The 16,831-nt window shown below is 71.1% G+C and carries 17 protein-coding genes; 10 read left to right on the top strand and 7 right to left on the bottom strand.

All coding sequences use genetic code 11. The features are described 5' to 3' along the window. Positions 1–17 precede the first annotated feature (17 nt). On the bottom strand, positions 18–1,085 hold the full coding sequence (locus KVS71_RS13680; RefSeq protein WP_025102460.1) for a low specificity L-threonine aldolase: 1,068 nt from the start codon (positions 1,083–1,085) through the stop codon (positions 18–20). Between the two features lie 60 nt (positions 1,086–1,145). Here KVS71_RS13680 and KVS71_RS13685 point away from each other — a divergent pair, with 60 nt between their 5' ends. Further along, entirely contained in the window at positions 1,146–2,579 is a 1,434-nt protein-coding gene (locus tag KVS71_RS13685) for an MFS transporter (protein WP_217584818.1), read from the top strand. Positions 2,580–2,597: 18 nt separating this feature from the next. On the opposite strand, the gene KVS71_RS13690 is transcribed toward KVS71_RS13685, so the two are convergent. Further along, positions 2,598–3,257, bottom strand: a complete 660-nt coding sequence (locus KVS71_RS13690) for an SDR family oxidoreductase (RefSeq protein ID WP_083370914.1) — start codon at positions 3,255–3,257, stop codon at positions 2,598–2,600. Between the two features lie 102 nt (positions 3,258–3,359). After that, positions 3,360–4,811: a DUF6421 family protein gene (locus tag KVS71_RS13695; RefSeq protein WP_025102457.1), complete on the bottom strand. Its 1,452-nt coding sequence runs from the start codon at positions 4,809–4,811 to the stop codon at positions 3,360–3,362. A gap of 72 nt (positions 4,812–4,883) precedes the next feature. Between KVS71_RS13695 and KVS71_RS13700 the strand changes: the two genes are divergently transcribed. Beyond that, a complete protein-coding gene (locus KVS71_RS13700) occupies positions 4,884–5,342 on the top strand; it encodes an Lrp/AsnC family transcriptional regulator (RefSeq protein WP_060922394.1) in 459 nt (152 codons plus the stop codon). A 7-nt stretch (positions 5,343–5,349) separates the two neighbouring features. On the opposite strand, the gene KVS71_RS13705 is transcribed toward KVS71_RS13700, so the two are convergent. Next, the gene (locus tag KVS71_RS13705; protein WP_025102455.1) at positions 5,350–6,375 is read right to left on the bottom strand and encodes a DUF5937 family protein; all 1,026 of its coding nucleotides are present in this window, start codon (positions 6,373–6,375) and stop codon (positions 5,350–5,352) included. A 45-nt stretch (positions 6,376–6,420) separates the two neighbouring features. Between KVS71_RS13705 and KVS71_RS13710 the strand changes: the two genes are divergently transcribed. The 3 genes from KVS71_RS13710 to KVS71_RS13720 are packed head-to-tail and all read left to right on the top strand — an operon-like array spanning position 6,421 to position 8,090. Next, positions 6,421–6,780, top strand: coding sequence for a cupin domain-containing protein (locus tag KVS71_RS13710; protein WP_217584819.1), 360 nt, complete (start codon positions 6,421–6,423; stop codon positions 6,778–6,780). 14 nt (positions 6,781–6,794) lie between these two features. After that, complete coding sequence (locus tag KVS71_RS13715; RefSeq protein ID WP_105950345.1) at positions 6,795–7,085, top strand: DUF4287 domain-containing protein; 291 nt, start codon at positions 6,795–6,797, stop codon at positions 7,083–7,085. Between the two features lie 36 nt (positions 7,086–7,121). Beyond that, complete coding sequence (locus KVS71_RS13720) at positions 7,122–8,090, top strand: 1,4-dihydroxy-2-naphthoate polyprenyltransferase (protein WP_060922390.1); 969 nt, start codon at positions 7,122–7,124, stop codon at positions 8,088–8,090. Between the two features lie 234 nt (positions 8,091–8,324). Here KVS71_RS13720 and KVS71_RS13725 read toward each other — a convergent pair whose 3' ends face one another. Together KVS71_RS13725 and KVS71_RS13730 are read right to left on the bottom strand one after the other, a co-directional pair. Beyond that, a complete protein-coding gene (locus KVS71_RS13725; RefSeq protein WP_060922389.1) occupies positions 8,325–8,615 on the bottom strand; it encodes a DUF4229 domain-containing protein in 291 nt (96 codons plus the stop codon). Positions 8,616–8,624: 9 nt separating this feature from the next. Further along, positions 8,625–9,551, bottom strand: coding sequence for a hypothetical protein (locus KVS71_RS13730; protein WP_217584820.1), 927 nt, complete (start codon positions 9,549–9,551; stop codon positions 8,625–8,627). Between the two features lie 369 nt (positions 9,552–9,920). Here KVS71_RS13730 and KVS71_RS13735 point away from each other — a divergent pair, with 369 nt between their 5' ends. The 5 genes from KVS71_RS13735 to KVS71_RS13755 all read left to right on the top strand — a co-directional run bounded on the left by KVS71_RS13735 (position 9,921) and on the right by KVS71_RS13755 (position 15,802). Further along, positions 9,921–10,898 (top strand): glycosyltransferase family 2 protein, encoded by a 978-nt coding sequence (locus KVS71_RS13735; RefSeq protein ID WP_217584821.1) that lies wholly within the window; start codon positions 9,921–9,923, stop codon positions 10,896–10,898. Continuing rightward, a complete protein-coding gene (locus KVS71_RS13740) occupies positions 10,898–12,262 on the top strand; it encodes an alpha-2,8-polysialyltransferase family protein (RefSeq protein WP_217584822.1) in 1,365 nt (454 codons plus the stop codon). Before KVS71_RS13735 ends, KVS71_RS13740 begins: the two co-directional genes overlap by 1 nt. An 11-nt stretch (positions 12,263–12,273) precedes the next feature. Further along, positions 12,274–13,434: an acylneuraminate cytidylyltransferase gene (locus KVS71_RS13745; protein WP_060922385.1), complete on the top strand. Its 1,161-nt coding sequence runs from the start codon at positions 12,274–12,276 to the stop codon at positions 13,432–13,434. A gap of 92 nt (positions 13,435–13,526) precedes the next feature. After that, on the top strand, positions 13,527–14,399 hold the full coding sequence (locus tag KVS71_RS13750; protein ID WP_060922384.1) for an N-acetylneuraminate synthase family protein: 873 nt from the start codon (positions 13,527–13,529) through the stop codon (positions 14,397–14,399). Continuing rightward, positions 14,396–15,802: a DUF6716 putative glycosyltransferase gene (locus KVS71_RS13755; protein ID WP_217584823.1), complete on the top strand. Its 1,407-nt coding sequence runs from the start codon at positions 14,396–14,398 to the stop codon at positions 15,800–15,802. The genes KVS71_RS13750 and KVS71_RS13755 overlap by 4 nt, the downstream gene beginning before the upstream one ends. Positions 15,803–15,820: 18 nt before the next feature. Here the strand turns inward: KVS71_RS13755 and KVS71_RS13760 are convergent, their stop codons facing one another. After that, positions 15,821–16,648, bottom strand: coding sequence for an SDR family oxidoreductase (locus KVS71_RS13760; RefSeq protein WP_217584849.1), 828 nt, complete (start codon positions 16,646–16,648; stop codon positions 15,821–15,823). Positions 16,649–16,831 lie beyond the last annotated feature (183 nt).

Genomic DNA, 16,831 nt, shown 5'->3' on the forward strand with positions numbered 1-16,831 from the left:
CCCGGGGTCTCGGCGCGTCAGGGGCGGGTGAGGCGGGCGAGCGCGTCGACGAAGGCGTCGACGTCGGACTCCTCGGTGTCGAAGCCGCACATCCAGCGCACCTCGCGGCGGGCGGCGTCCCAGTCGTAGAAGCGGAACACGTCGCGGAGCTGATCGGCGACGCCCTCGGGCAGGGTCGCGAACACGCCGTTCGCCTGCGTCGGCTGCGTGAACTCCACCCCGACGATCGATCCGTCGGCGAGACCGTCCTCGATCCGCGCGCGGAGCCGGGCCGCCATGGCGTTGGCGTGCCGGGCGTTGCGCAGCCAGAGGTCGCCGTCGAGCAGTGCGATGAGCTGCGCCGAGACGAAGCGCATCTTCGACGAGAGCTGCATGTTGAACTTGCGTGCGTAGTTGAGGCCCACGGCGGCGTCCGGGTTCAGCACGACGATGGCCTCGCCGAGCATGGCGCCGTTCTTCGTGCCGCCGAAGGTGAGTACGTCCACCCCGGCGTCGGTCGTGAATGCCCGCAGCGGCAGATCGAGGGCGGCGGCCGCGTTCGACAGGCGCGCGCCGTCGACGTGCAGCTTCATGCCGCGCGCGTGGACGTGATCCGCGATCGTGCGGATCTCCTCCGCCGTGTACAGCGTGCCGAGCTCGGTCGACTGCGTGATCGAGACCACGAGCGGCTGCGCGCGGTGCTCGTCGCCCCAGCCCCAGGCCTCGCGGTCGATGAGCTCGGGGGTGAGCTTGCCGTCGTCGGTGGGGACGGTGAGGAGCTTGAAGCCCCCGATCTTCTCCGGTGCTCCGCCCTCGTCGACGTTGATGTGCGCGGTCGAGGCCGCGATCACGGCACCCCAGCGCGGCAGCATCGACTGCAGGCCGGTGACGTTCGCCCCGGTGCCGTTGAACACGGGGTACGCGGCGGCGGTGTCGCCGAAGTGTGCCTGGAACACCTCCTGCAGGCGCGCGGTGTAGGCATCCTCGCCGTAGGCCACCTGATGGCCCCCGTTCGCGGCCGCGAGGGCCGCCAGGACCTCGGGGTGGATGCCGGAGTAGTTGTCACTGGCGAAGCCCCGGATGGCGGGGTCGTGCGGGATGCTCACCGGACAAGCCTAATCGCCTTCCCCTACCGGATGTCCGAGGCCCGCTCTACCCTCGAACCCATGGAACGCAGCGCGGCGAAGACCGCTTTCGCGAACGTCCTCGTCAACACGTTGATCGCCAACGTCACGACGAGCTTCCTGTGGTTCGCCCTCACCTTCTGGGTCTACATCGAGACCCGGTCGGTGCTGGCCACGGGCATCATCGGCGGTGCCTACATGCTGTTCGTGGCGTTCTTCGCGATGGTGTTCGGCACCATCGTCGACCGTCATCGCAAGCACCGCGTCATGCTCCTGTCGAGCGTCATCTCGGCGGCGGCGTTCCTCGTCGCGGGCGTCCTCTACCTGTGGCAGCCCGAGGCGTCCCTGCTCGACCTCGGCGGACCGTGGTTCTGGCTGTTCTCCGGCGTCATCCTGTTCGGCGGGGTGATCGAGCAGCTCCGCAACATCGCGCTGTCCACCACGGTGACGCTGCTGGTGCCGGAGGAGAAGCGCGCCAACGCCAACGGTCTCGTCGGCACGGTGCAGGGGCTCGCCTTCCTCGTCACGAGCGTCTTCTCCGGCCTCTCCATCGGCTTCCTCGGCATGGGGTGGACCCTGGGGATCGCGATCGTGGCGATGGCCCTCACCTTCGCGCACCTGCTGTTCCTCCGGATCCCGGAGTCCGAGCCCGAGGTCGACCCGGAGGCGAAGAGCGCCGTCGACTTCCGCGGCAGCGTCCAGGCCATCCGCCAGGCGCCCGGACTGTTCGCGCTCATCGTCTTCTCGACCTTCAACAACCTCATCGGCGGCGTCTACATGGCGCTCATGGATCCGTACGGGCTCACGCTCTTCGACGCGCAGATGTGGGGGTTCGCCCTGGCCTTCGCGTCGACCGGATTCCTGATCGGCGGGGGACTGGTGGCCAAGTTCGGCCTCGGCAGGAAGCCCGTGCGCACGATGCTGCTCATCGTGATCGCGATGGGACTCCTCGGGGCGATCTTCATGCTGCGCGAATGGTGGCCGCTGTACGTCCTCGGCATGTGGGTGTACATGGCGCTCGTGCCGCCCGTCGAGGCCGCGGAGCAGACCGTGATCCAGAAGGTCGTCCCGTTCGCGCGCCAGGGACGGGTGTTCGGCACCGCGGCCGCGATGGAGGCGGCGGCGGCCCCGATCACCGCGTTCCTCATCGCCCCGATCGCCGAGTTCCTCGTGATCCCGTACATGGACAGCGCGCAGGGGCAGCGGCAGTGGGAGTGGCTCCTCGGCGACGGTGAGGCGCGCGGTATCGCGCTGATCTGCCTCTTCGCGGGTCTCATCATGGTGGTCGCCGCGACGCTGGCCTTCTTCACCCGGTCGTATCGCACCCTCACCGAGCTCTATGCGACCGCCCCGGATTCGGCTCCGGAAGAGGCTCCCGAACCGGCAGTCGACGCCGTGGATGAAGCGGGCGACGGCCCGCACGCGATCCGTGACGCCCCACCGATCGTCCCCGGCATACCGCCCGAGCCCCGGTGACCGCCCGAGGAGCGGGATTCAGCCCAGGTCGAGCACCCGGTCGTTGAGGTCGGCGGCGTCGGTGTCCCAGAGTCCGACGAGACGCGCGGCGAGAGCATCGGGATCGAGCGCCTTGGCGCGGAACACGACGGCAGCGGCGCGCAGCGGTTCGTCGGCCTCGCGCGCCGCCTTGGCGTACCCCTGGGCGACGGCACGGGTCCAGGCCTCGCTCGCTGCCTTGACCGCCGCGTAGTTCGCTCCGCCGGCGAGGGGGCGTGCGACGGAGGTCGACGACACGATCGCGAATCGTCCGGCGGCGGAGGCGCGGAGGGGGCCATCGAACGCGCGGCTCGTCGCGCGCACCGCCTCCAGCGCCGGCAGCAGCGCCGCGAAGTCGTCGTCGGTCTGCCCGGCGAGTCCGCCGCCGCCCCGCCAGCCGCCCACGAGGGGCACGACCGCATCGACCGTCTCGAGCCGCCCGGCGAGCGCCGTCATGTCGGCGAGGGAGGTCGCGTCGGCGACCGCCGTCTCGGCGCCCGCCTCGGCCAGGGCGCGTAGTCGCTCGGACGTGCGTCCGGTGGCGATCACCCGGGCTCCGGCATCGCGCAAGGCCCGCGTCGCCGCGAGGCCCGCTGCACTCGTCGCGCCCGCCAGCACGACCACCCGGCCCTGCGCTTCCCGGCTCGTCGGCGTCGTCATGCGGTGTCCTCTCGGTCGGAGATGCCTCTGCGGCCGGACCCGGGATCCGGGTCTCCGGCCGCAGAGGGGGTGCGCCCCAGCGTCACAACGGAGCGATGCGGATCAGTCGTCCGTACCGCGGATGCCGACCGTCGACTCGATGACCGGCTTCATCTTCTTGTCGAGCGTCTCGAAGAACATCGACAGCGGGAACTCGTCGTCCAGGACCGCATCGGTGTAGCCCTTCGGTGCTCCGGCGAGGATCTCGTCCGACAGCCCGCGCGCCCACTGCGATGCGGGGTGCGGGGTCAGCGTGCCGCGGACCAGCTCGTACGCGGCGAGCCAGTGCGCGACCTTGGGGCGATCGATCGAGTGCCAGTACAGGTCGTCGATCGCGTCACCGAGGGCCACGACGGCGTCCGGCACGTTCTCCCAGTCGAACGCGAGCGCCGTGTCGGTCCAGTGCAGCACGCCGCGCTGGTGCAGCCACGCGAACAGGAGCTGGCCACCCACCGCGTCGTAGTTGCGCACGCGCGTGCCGGTGATGGCGAAGCGGAAGATGCGGTCGAAGATCACGGCGTACTGCACGAGGTGCGCGTACTCGTGCATCTCCCGCTCGGTCTCCGTGAGCTCCTCACCCGCGGCGACCCGGGCATCCAGCGCCCGCTCGATCTTCACCGACTCGCGGAACGCCGTCATGTCGCAGCGCATCTCCTCCAGCGAGTACAGGAAGAACGGCATCCGCTGCTTGATCATGAACGGGTCGAAGGGCAGGTCTCCGCGCATGTGGGTGCGGTCGTGGATGATGTCCCACATCACGAAGGTCTTCTCGGCGACCTCCTGATCCTCCAGCATCGCCGCCGCGCGCTCGGGAAGGTCGAGGTTGGTGATCTCCGAGGCTGCACGGACCACGCGGCGGTAACGGGCGGCCTCACGGTCCTGGAAGATCGCGCCCCACGTGAAGGTCGGGATCTCGCGCATGGCGACGGTCTCCGGGAAGAGCACCGCGGAGTTCGTGTCGTAGCCGGGCGTGAAGTCGACGAGTCGCAGCGAGACGAAGAGCTTGTTGCCGTAGTCGCCGGCCTCGAGCGCGGCGATGAACTCCGGCCAGATGGTCTCGACGATGAGCGCCTCGACCAGGCGGTCGCTGGAGCCGTTCTGCGTGTACATCGGGAAGACCACGAGGTGGCGGATCCCGTCGATGCGGTGCTGCTGCGGCTGGAACGCCACGAGCGAGTCGAGGAAGTCGGGCACGCCGAAGCCCTCGGACGCCCAGCGCTCGAAGTCGGCGACGGAGGCCGCGAGGTAGTCCGCGTCGTGCGGGAAGGCGGGGGCGAGTGCCCGGATCGCGGCGGTGATCTGCCCGACGAGCGCGGTCGCCTGGTCCTGGGTCACTGAACTCGTCGAAGCGCCAGGGATCGAGCCGTCCTTGATCTGGAGCTCACGGAGGGCGATCGCGGCCTGCTTGAGCTGCGCCCAGGCGGCGGAGTTCTCCGCGATCGACGCATCCTCGACGACCTCGGGTTCGCCGACGACGGCCTGAACAGCGGAACTGTTGGCGGAAACGAGGGACATCGGAACCTCCGATCGCAGTGAAAAACGGAAAGATTCCGGTGATAACGGAATCCTGACGATAATCTTACAGCCATGGATGATTCTGTCGACCGTGCGATCCTGGCGACCATCTCCCGCGACGGGCGGGCGACGCTGTCACAGCTCTCCGACGCCGTCGGGCTCTCGGTGTCGGCGGTGCAGTCCCGGCTGCGGCGGCTCGAGACCCGCGGCGTCATCACCGGCTACCGGGCGATCCTGGACCCGGAGCAGGCGGGCACTCCGTTGTCCGCCTTCATCGAGATCACCCCGCTCGATCCGGCCCAGCCGGACAACGCCCCCGAGCTCCTGGAGCACCTCGATGCGATCGAGGCCTGCCACTCCATCGCCGGCGACGCGAGCTACATGCTCTTCGTCCGCGTGCCGACGCCGCGCGACCTGGAGCAGCTCGTCCGCGACGTCCGGCTCGCGGCGAACGTGAGCACGCGCACGACCGTGGTCCTGCAGACCTATTACGAGCACCGGCCGATCATCCCGGTCTCGACCGCCGAGTAGGGCGGCGTCAGAGCAGCGCGCCGACGAGCGCCTCGCCCAAGGGCGTGCGCACGTGCTGCATGCGGGAGCCGTCCCGTTCGCTCACCACGAGCCCGGCGTCCCGCAGCACGGTGAGATGGTGTGATGCGGTCGACAACGCGAGCCCCGCATCAGCGGCCACCTCCGATGTCGTGCGCGGTGTCCCGGCGGTGAGGAGGATGCCGGCGCGCGCCGGTCCGAGCAGGGCGCCCAGGGCGGCCACGGTCTCGGTGGTGTCCCGTGCCCACCCCGCGGTCACGCCACGGGCGGGATAGAACAGCGTCGGCTGCGCGGGCGGCTCGGTGAGCACCAGGCAGCCCCAGGACGAGAGGACGGAGGGCACCAGCACGAGGCCGCTGCCACGACAATCCACCTCCTCGCTGTGCCGGCGGAGCGAGACCCGCACCGCGCCCGCACCCCACGAGACCTGGGGATGGAGGGCGCCGGCCATCCCGGCGATGCCGGTCGTCGCGATCACTCGGGCACGAACGGCGATGTCGGCCCGGAGGAGGCGCTCCAGCTGAGGCCAGGTCGGTGCCAACGCGGCCTCCCAGACCTCCTCCCAGGCATCCGCGATCATCGCACGGGCGCGCTGCGGCCGGGCGGACAGATCGCGCAGGGCCTGACGCTGTGCAGCCGTCGAGCGCTGGATCCGCTTGCCGAGGTCGACGCGCAGCGGGTCGAGCGCCGCCTCCCGCAGGGCGGCGAGTTCGTCCTCGGGGGTCAGATCGCCGCGCGGGGTGCTGGTGAGGAAGTCCGGGAGGTAGCCGTCGTCGCCGATCACCGTCGCCAGGAGCGCGAAGGCGTCGCGCGGCAGCCCCTCCCTCGCGGTGCGGAGCCACCCCCACTGCAGGGGGTGCGCCGCCGGGCGGAGGAGCACGCGCACCGCATGCGCCAGTTCGTGCCCGGGGGAGATGCCGAACCGCACCGCCTGGATGTCGCCGGGACTCAGGTGGAACTCGACCCGGTGATCCGGGTGGTCGACGCCCTCGACCGGCGCAGAGTTTCGATCCACATCGAAACTCTAGGAGGTGCGACGTGTGCTGTCGACACTGGGGTCATGACCGAGATCCACCTTCCCACCCTCGTCCCCAGTGGTGCGATCCGCATCGGCACAGGGAGCAGCCGCCGATTCGTCGGCGCCGACCACGGAGCCGCCGTCTCCTACTTCTTCGTCGAGAACAAGCCAGGAGAGGGGCCGGGGCTGCACTGGCACCCCTACCCTGAGACCTGGATCGTGCTCGAGGGCATGGTGCGGATCCGGATCGGCGACGACGTCCTCGTCGCGAGAGCCGGAGACACCGCCACCGCGCCCGCCTTCACGCCACACGGCTTCACCAACGCGGGGACCGGGCTCCTCCGGATCCTCTGCATCCACGCGTCCGACACGATCATCCAGACGTTCCTCGACGAGGACTGAGAGCGGAGACCACCATGTCCTTCCAGGCATACCTCGACAAGGTCGAGACCCAGACCGGCCTCACGCCACGGCAGTTCATCGCCCTCGCGCACGAGCAGGGGTTCGACGAGAGCACGAAGTCCACCGTCGTCCTGAACTGGCTCAAGCAGGAGTACGGCCTCGGCCACGGCCACGCGCAGGCGATGGTCCACGTCATCCTCAAGGGGCCGAAGATCAGCGACAAGCACGTCGGCACGACCGGGACGCACGCCGACAAGACCGACGAGCTCTGGCTCGACGGCAAGGACAGCAACCCGCACCGCTGAGTTCGCCGCCTCGCCGCGACGACTAGGATTCCGTGGGTGGCAGCATCCTCCCAGCGCAAGAAGAAATCCGGTCGGCGCACCCCGCCGCGCACCAGCGGCAACCCGGCCAAGCGGCCGGTCGTCGAGGCGGGTCCCGTGACGATCGGCGACTGGATCGGTGCGGCGCGTCTGCGCACGCTGCCCCTCGCGATCGCCCCCGTCATCATCGGTACGGGAGCCGCGCGCAGCACCGGGCCGGAGTTCCACTGGGTGATCGCGCTCGCGTGCCTCGCCGTCGCGGTCCTGCTGCAGATCGGCGTGAACTTCACCAACGACTACAGCGACGGGATCCGCGGCACCGACGCCCATCGGGTCGGCCCGGCGCGGCTCACGGCCTCCGGGCGGGTGAAGCCACGCACGGTGCTCGTCATCGGCCTGGTCTTCTTCGCGCTCGCCGCGGTGGTCGGTATCGCGATCGTCGTGCGGACCGGGCAGTGGTGGATGCTCGCCGTGGGTGCGGCCTGCATCGTCGCCGCGTGGTTCTACACCGGCGGGAAGCGGCCCTACGGGTACTACGGCCTCGGTGAGGTCTTCGTCTTCGTGTTCTTCGGGCTCGTCGCGACTCTCGGCACCACCTGGGTGCAGGTCTTCATGCTCCCGCAGCAGGCCTGGCTGGGGGCGATCGCCGCCGGACTGTTCGCGTGCGCGGTGCTGCTGGCCAACAACCTCCGCGACATCGATCAGGACCGCGAGGTCGGCAAGCGCACGCTGACGGTCCTCATCGGCCGCCGCGCCACGCAGGTCCTCTTCACGCTCTTCGTGCTCGTGCCGTTCGGCATCGCCGTGTTCCTCGCGTTGCTGTTCCCGATCGCCTGGATCTCGCTGCTCGCGCTCCTGGCCGGTCTTCCCGCGATCGCGATCGTCTGGACCTACCGGCAGCCGCGGGAGCTGGTCATCGCCCTCGCCCTGACGTCGCTGACCTCGCTGCTCTACGCGGGCGCCCTGTTCTGGGCCTTCGTCGGCTGAGCTGCTCCCCGTCTCCTGCGCCTCTCCGGGCACAGCTTCGGAGCTCGCGACCGACACGCCGTCATCTCGGACCTGTCCTCGGTGCGTCGTGCGGTCGCTCCGAAGTCGTGCCCGGCGACCCGGGCACAGGGACCGAGATGCCGGTCGAACCTATGGGTCAGCCGAGAGTTTTGAGACGCGGTCCAACAATCGGACCTGCCCCAGAGGTCCGAAGCTGTGTACGGCGGACCTGCGTCAGGGGCGGTCGTCGGGGGCGCCGTCGACGAGTTCGTCCTCGGCCGCGGCGTCGGCCTGCTGCCCGGAGACTCTTCCCTGCCGGCGCTCGTGCAGGCGCGCGGAGGCGTCGGAGAGCGGGGTGCGCAGGAACAGCATCGAGATGCTCGCGCCGATGAGGGCCGCGAAGATCGCCGCCAGCCACCAGAACTCGCGGAAGATCGGGAAGAAGAACCACAGGATGGCCAGCGGGACGAGGAACGCCAGCAGGCGCAGCACGGTGTAGACGAGGAGGGGGGCGGGCTTCTTCACCCGTTCAGTCTACGTTCGCCCCCCCGTGCTCCCGCTGTGACGCCGGAGTCCGAGGCTCGCGAACGGGATGCCCCGCACCACGCGCCGCCACGGATGTTCCCCCAGGGTCCACAGCAGCTCGTCATCCGGGTCCAGGGCCAGATCCTCGCAGCCGACCGGCAGGGCCACCGGGTGGCGGGTGAGGGCCTGGCGAGGGCCCGACCACAGCACCCCGGGGCGCAGGTGGTCGGACTGTGACACGAAGTAGCGGTCGCCCCACCGCACGGCTCCCTGCATGTGCCGGATGCCGGGGGTGAACCGCTCGTGTTCGACGAAGGCGTCGTCGGTGCCGTCGGGGATCGTGAACTCGCCGATCGCCCCGGTCTCCTGACCCCGGTACTCGCCGATGAGCACGCGGGGGAGTGGCGTCCCGTCCGCGTCGAACACGCGACCGAGGAAGGAACACCGCAGCGCCACCGGGTGGCGACGGGTCCGCACCGCGACGACCGTGGTCCGCCGGTCCCGGCGGCCGGTGCCTCCGCGGATCCGCTGCGCCTCCGTGCCGTGCACCCGTCGAAGCGCGCCCAGGTCGAACTCCCAGATGCCCTGACCTGTCGCCGCCGCGAACAGGCGATCGCCGAACCAGGCGAGACCGCCCGCATGGATGGGCGCGGGCTGCAGGACGCCGTCGTCGTCGGCGACCGCCAGCACGATGTCGAGGCGGCGGGCGCGCGCTCGATCCACGAGGACGACCCGCGAGGCGAGGTGGCGACCGGCGCGATCCTGGCGGAACCAGCTCACCGCGAGGGCGCGCCGTCCGCGGCGCTCGCCGACGTCGATGCCCTGGGGGTACCAGCGCTGCGTCCACGAGCGGGCGGTGAGCCAGCGCAGCTCGATGCCGCCCCGCCGGCGGCGCCGACGCACCGGGCGCCACATCGTGTTCCACGGCCACCGCATCCGTCCATCGTCGCCGATCCCGACACCGCATGCGAATATTCACGGATTGACCTAGGTCGATTCGCGCGATCGAACAGACGGTTGTATCGTGTTACGTGTTGAGTGCTGATCTTCATGGAGTCGCTCTCGACGACGCCTCGCGGTTCGCTGGTGGGGGCCAGTACCGCCGCGGGGTGGCCGTCGCCTCACGGTGGCGGTTCACCGGGTGTTCGCATCCGGCAGTGCAACGCACTGGGGGTGTGGCTCGTTCGGGTGCGGGCCACACCTCAGCGCGCATCTCGCGCCGACACCGGGCGTTCACCATGCGGTCGCCCTCCGGACACCGTCGCCTGTCAGGATGACGAGCCCATCGTCCATCCCGGGAGCTCCGTGCGCACGCCCCTCGTCACCGTCATCCTGCCTGCCAAGGACGCCGGGCCGTACATCGGCACCACGCTGGAGACGCTCACCCGGCAGTTCGATGATCCGGCCGCCCTCAAGCTCGTGGCGATAGACGACGGCTCGCGAGATGACACCGGCGCGCTTCTGGAGCACTACGCGGATCGGTTCGCGCGCGCTGAGGTGCTCCGCAATCCGGAACCGCGCGGGCTCGCCTCGGCACGCAACCAAGGGCTCGCGCATGTGGAAGGAGAGGCGTTCTGCTTCGTCGACGGCGACGACTGGATGCAGCCGCAGCGCCTCGCGGTCCTCGCCGCGCGCCTGCGAGAGCTCCGATGCGACTTCCTCCGGACGGATCATGTGACCGTCTCCGGGATGCGACGCGCGCTCGTCCGTGCTCCGTATCCGTGGCGGGAACGGGTCGTGCCGCCCCGGGAGGCGATCCTCCCCGTCGATGAGCCGAGCATGGTGGACTACCCGTTCGCCTGGGCGGGACTGCTGCACCGCCGCGTGCTCGACCGCGGGCTGGCCGCGTTCCCCTCCGGCCTCTTCACGGCCGAGGATCGTCCGTGGGTCTGGCGCCTGCACCTTGAGGCCGCCTCATTCGCCGTGGTGGACGCCCCGGCGCTGCTCTACCGTCGTGGCGTCGAGAGCTCGCTCACCCAGGTGCACGACCGCCGCCAGCTCGACTTCGCCCCGGCGCTGACCCAGGTGCTCGACCTCGTCCGGGCGGACCGCGAGGCCGACCGCTTCCTTCCGAAGGCCGTCTGGACCGCGCTCGCCCTCAGCGCGCATCACCTGGTGCGCTCACGGCGCATGACGCCGCCCGTGCGGAGGGAGATGCGCCGGCGGATCCGGCTGCTGTTGCAGGACCTCCCCGCCGCGGAGGTCGCCGGGGTGCTCGCCCGGCTCGATGGACCACGTCGGCGGGTGCTGGCGCGCAGCCTGCGCCGCGGAGGTCACGCCTGATGAGTCGCCTCTTCGCCCTGCACAGCGCCTACGGACTCGCCACCGCGGCCGCCGCGATCGACGCCGGGCTGCTCGACGAGGGCACCGACGGCGGCGGTCGGATGGCGGAGCGGGTGCTCGTGCCGTTCACCTCGTCGCGCGTCCCGGAGACGGTCGTGGGCATCGCCGAGGATCCTGCGCTGCGCTCCCTCCGCGGCCGTTTCCATCGGGTGGAGGCGCTGGCCGACGTGCTCGGTCCCCTGCATCCGAGTGCGTGGGAGCCGACGGATGCCGACCTCCCCGTCCTGGGTCGGCTTCTCGCGCGAGCGTGGCGGCTCGACCCGCGGGAGATCGAGCTCTTCGTGCAGAGCCCCCAGGTCGCACCCGCTCGCACGCTCCTCTCCCTGTTCCCGGAGGCCCGGGTGACCATCGTCGGCGACGGCCTCATGACCTACGCGCCGATGCGGGTCCGGCTGCCGCATGCGGTTGCGGCACGCATCGAGCGCGTCGTGTACGCCGACGTGGTGCCCGGCGTCCGTCCGCTGGTGGGGTCTCCGCACGCGGTGCCTGTCCCGGTGCCTCCCGAGTCCTTCGCCGCTGCTCTGCGCGAGACGGGCGAATCCTCAGAGGGGCCCCCTGCTGCAGGGCCGGCGACCGTGCTCGTACTGGGACAGTACGTCGCGGCCCTCGGCCTGATGACTACGGCCGAGGAGGTCGCGCTCCAACGGCGCCTGGTCGACCGGGCGGCGGAAGAGCGCCCGGAGCGGATCGTCTTCAAGCCCCATCCCGCGGCACCGCCGCAGCTCGCCCACGCCGTGCGCGCGCATGCGGAGAGTCGCGGTCTCACGTTCGTGGAGGAACGCGGTCGCCTTCCTGCCGAACTCCTGGCGGAGCGCCTCGACGCACGCGCCGTCGTGGCGACCTTCTCGACGGCTCTGCCCACGGTCCGTACCCTGTTCGGGCGGACGATCGGTGCCGCAGGGACGACGGAACTGCTCCGCACCCTCGCCCCGGTGGAGAACAGCAACCGCATCCCGCTGACGATCGTCGATGCGCTCACCCGGACGCCCTCGCCCTACGCCGACTCGGATCGGCTGCAGCTCCTCGTCGACGCGGTGGGCTACATGATGCAGCCGGAGATCGCAGGACACCTCCGCGTCCGGGCCGAGCAGTTGCTCGACGGCCTCGACGAGGAGGAACGCCGCCGCTACTTCGCCCCCGACCGGTTGGCTGCGCTCGCCCTTCCCGGGGGCTCGGCACCGCGCGGCGCGCGCGGCCTGCTGCGTCCACGCGGAGGCGTGGGTCGGGTCGAGGAATGGCGGCTCACGGCTGTCGGCGCCCGCCGCCGTGCGGGCCGAGCCTGGCGGGAGATCCGGGGACGATGAGGAGACACGACATGGACGAACGCGTGCGGCCGGCGGTGGCGATCATCCCCGCGCGGGGCGGGTCGAAGCAGATCCCGAGGAAGAACCTCGAGCGTGTGGGAGGGGTTCCGCTGGTGGCCAGAGCCGTGCACGCCGCGCGGGCGGCGGCGTGCTTCGATCTCGTGGTCGTCTCGACCGACGACGACGAGATCGCCGCGGTGGCCGAGGAGGCGGGCGCACGGGTGGTCCGGCGTCCGGCCGAGCTCTCCGGAGACACCGCGGCCTCGGAGGCGGCGATCCTGCATGCGCTCGATGAGCTGGAGCGCGACGGCGAGCGCTTCGAGATCGTCGCCTTCCTGCAGGCCACCTCGCCCTTCCTCCCGAGCGCGGCGCTGGCCGGTGCCGTCGGCGACGTGCGGCGGGGAGAGTCGGACAGCGCCTTCTCCGCCGTCGAGACCTACGGCTTCCTCTGGCACCGGGGGACCGACGGCACGGCGGAGGCGATCAACCACGAGGCCGGCCACCGCCCTCGCCGCCAGGACCGAGAGCCGCACTACCTGGAGACCGGAGCCTTCTACGTCTTCCGGGCCGACGGGTTCCGCGCCCATCGGCACCGTTTCTTCGGTCGTATCGGCATCGCCCCCGTGCCTGAGGAGACCGCAATCGAGATCGACGACGACGCACAGCTCCAGGCCGCTCGGGCCCTCGCCGTTCTGCACGAACGGCCCGGGCGCGTCCCCGCCCGCGCCGTGGTCACGGATTTCGACGGCGTGCATACGGACGACACCGCGATCATCGACGCCTCGGGCGGGGAGCGGGTGCGGGTCAGCCGGGAGGACGGGATGGGCGTCGCGCTCCTGCGGCGGGCGGGGGTGCCGATGCTGATCCTCTCCACCGAGGTGAACCCGGTGGTGCGCGCTCGCGCCGACAAGCTCCGTGTCCCCGTCCTGCACGGGATCGACGACAAGGAGGCTGCGCTCCGACAGTGGGCCCGGGAGCAGGATGTGGCGCTCGCCGACGTCGCCTACCTCGGCAATGACGTCAACGATCTCCCCGCGATGCGGATCGTGGGCTGGCCGGTCGCCGTCGCGGACGCGCACCCGCTCGTGCGGGCGGAGGCACGCGTCGTGCTGCGGCGGCGCGGCGGCGATGGAGCCGTGCGCGAGCTCGTCGAGCGGGTGTTGTCGAGCTGACGGCCCCCGGTAACCGTCCCGTCGGCCGGTGTTCACCCGTGGCCCGTACTCAGGAATGACGGGGTGAAAACCGCTCGACGACCGGAGGAATCATGACTGTCAGCATCGGATCGCACGTGATCGGCGGCGGCCGTCCCGCCTACGTCATCGCGGAGATCGGCCTCAACCACAACGGCGACGTCGACATCGCGAAGCGCCTCATCGACGTCGCGGCCCGAGCCGGCGCGGACGCGGTGAAGTTCCAGAAGCGCACGCCCGAGATCTCCACGCCGGAGCACATGCGCGACGTGCCGCGGGAGACGCCGTGGGGAACGATGACGTACCTCGACTATCGCCGTCGGGTGGAGTTCGGCCGTGACGAGTACGTCGAGATCGGCGACCACGCCACGATGCAGGGCCTGGACTGGTTCGCCTCGCCGTGGGACGTGCCGAGCGTCGCGTTCCTGGAAGACCTCCACGTCGTGGCGCACAAGGTCGCGTCGGCGAGCCTGACCGACACGGAACTGCTCGTCGCGCTGCGGGAGACCGGGAAGCCGGTCATCCTCTCGACGGGCATGTCCACGATGGAGCAGATCGATCGTGCGCTGGACACGCTCGGCACCGACCGCGTCGTCCTCATGCACGCGACCTCGACCTACCCCCTCGAGCCCGAGGAGGCGAACCTGCGGGTGATCGCGACCCTGCGAGACCGCTACCCCGGGATCCCCGTCGGGTACTCGGGACACGAGCGGGGCCTGCAGATCTCGCTCGCCGCGGTCGCGATGGGGGCGGTCGCCGTGGAGCGCCACATCACGCTGGACCGGACGATGTGGGGCTCCGACCATGCCGCATCCCTGGAGCCGGGAGGGCTGGAGCACCTGATCCGCGACATCCGGGTCATCGAGAGCGCGGTGGGCGACGGCGTCAAGCGCGTGTTCGACAGCGAGCGCGCGCCGATGGCGAAGCTCCGCCGCGTGCCCGCATGACCGCCGATGCCGGGATGCGTGTGGTCGCCATCGCGGACGCCGACTCGTTCGTGAAGTGGGCGGCATCGCTGCTGGGGGCCGTGCCTGGTCTGCGGTCGCAGCTCCTGCTGGTGCGCACGCCGCTGACGGTGAGTGGCGCGCAGCAGGATGCGGCACTGGCGGGCACCGGCTTCGGCGCCGCTGACGTCACTCGGCTCGACCTCGATCGCGTGGTCGGATGGCTCGAGGCCGAGCGCCCTGACGTCGTGCTGCTCGCCGGGCGTGGACCGTTCGTCCGGCTTCTCGGCGGAATCGTCGATGCGCTGCCGCATCGCCCCGTGACCGTCTCCGGGCTTCCCGGCATGGCGATCCCCGCACAGCGTGGGGCGCTCGACTATCGACGACACACCGACCTGCTGATCGTGCACTCGCACCGCGAGCGCCGGGCGTTCGCCGAGCTCGGCGAGCGCATCGGGGTGCAGATGCCGCTCGCGCTGGCGACCCTCCCCTTCGCGCGGGGACGCGAGCGGTGGGGCGGCAGCCGTCTCCGGGAATCCAGGGCGGCCGGATCCCTCTCCGCGGGTACGGGCGGAGTCGCTCTCGCGGAGCGTCGTGTCGCCGCGACGCCATCGGCGCTCCGCCGGCCCGGGGCGACGGACGTCGTCTTCGCCGGGCAGGCCCTCGTCCCTGCCCGCCCCGAGCAGCGAGCGGCGATCGCCGCCCTGCTCGTGCGCGCCGCGGAGGCCGAACCGTCGCGCCGAGTGGTCGTGAAGCTGCGGTCCCGTCCGGGGGAGGCTGAGACCCACCGCGATCGTGATCCGTACACACGGCTCTTCATCAATGGCCGCCCGGCGAACCTCGTCTTCTCGCACGCGCCGATGGCGACCGCTCTCGAGTCCGCCGCCGGCCTGGTCACGGTGAGCTCGACGGCGGCGGTCGAGGCGCTGGCCCACGGGGTTCCCGTGATCGCGCTCGACCGCTTCGGGGTGCACAAGAGCCTGCTCAACACGGTCTTCATCGGAAGCGGTCTGCTGGGCGGCGCCGGCGAGGTCGTCGCCGGCCGATTCCGCCACCCGCACCCGTCCTGGCTCCGCGACAACTACTTCCACCCGGAGGCGGAGTCGGACTGGTGGGACCGGGTACAGGAGCTCGTCGCGCTGCGGCGGGCCGGCGCCCTGCCGCATCGCCGGGTGCCCCCGGCCCGGGGTGGGGCCTGGCATGAAGCCTGGCGTCGCGCGAGCGTGCTCGGCCGCACGGACCGCTCCCTCACCGGACGCCTCGCGCTCGCCGCCGGCGTGCCCGCGACGCATGCGCTCTCGGTGCTGCGTTCGGGCCGCCGTCGGACCGGTCAGGACACCTGGGCCGACCCGACCACGGACTACACGCTCGAACCGAACCCGTTCCAGGACTCGATCCGCCGCTGAGTCACGGCCGGTCCGCGCTCAGACCGTGCGCCAGTCGTGGCTCTCGATCGCCGCGCCCGCCTGGGGTCCCATCTGCAGCATCCCGCCGTCGATCACGACGGAGGCGCCGGAGATGTAGGCGGCCTCGGGCGAGGCGAGGAACGCGATAAGGGCGGCGACCTCGCGGGCGTCGCCGGGGCGTCCGAGCGGGATGCCGGGGCGGTCCTCGGTGTGCGGGTCGGTGTCGGTCTGCCCGGTCATCGGGGTCGCGATCTCACCCGGAGCGACGCTCACGGCGCTGATCCCATACCGGCCGAGCTCCAGTGCGAGGTTCTTCATGAGTCCGCCGAGGCCATTCTTGGCGGTGTCATACGCGCTCGCCCCCACCATCGGCTGGTGCTCGTGCACGCTGGTCACGGAGATCAGCCGCCCACCGCGCCCCGCGGCGACCATCGACCGGGCCGCCCGCTGCAGGCAGACGAAGGCGCCGGTGAGATCGGTGTCGAGCACCCGGTTCCACTCGTCGAGCGTGACGTCGAGGAACGGGGTCTGGAGTCCGGCCCCCGCGTTGTTGACGAACACGTCGACGCCGCCGAGCTCTGCGATCAGCCCGTCGACCACGTCGCCGCAGGCGGGGATGTCGGAGACGTCGAGCTGCGTCACCACCGCGCGGGCGCCGTGGCTGCGCACCTCGTCCGCGGTCTCCTGGGCGCCGGCCTCGTCGCTGTGCCAGGTGATGCCGACGTCGATACCCGCTGCGGCGAGGGCGACGGCGGTGGCACGTCCGATCCCGGAGTCGGCACCGGTCACGATCGCGCGGCGGGCCTCGGCCTCCAGCCGCGCCTGCGGCTCTCCGGCCTCCGCCATCGGCGTCGGGGTCTTGTCGTTGTGCTGAGATTCGGACATGTCGGCCTCCTGCTCGGGCGTCATCGGTGCGAGCGACGGTACGGCGGCGGCGCGGCGCGGTCGAACCGGTTGACGGCGAGCGACGGCGACGCTAGCCGTCTCCGTCATCCGGCGACTCATGGTGTTATCCCAGGCAACGGTTCT

This window comes from Microbacterium sp. GbtcB4, from assembly GCF_019091465.1.
Lineage (GTDB): Bacteria > Actinomycetota > Actinomycetes > Actinomycetales > Microbacteriaceae > Microbacterium > Microbacterium paraoxydans.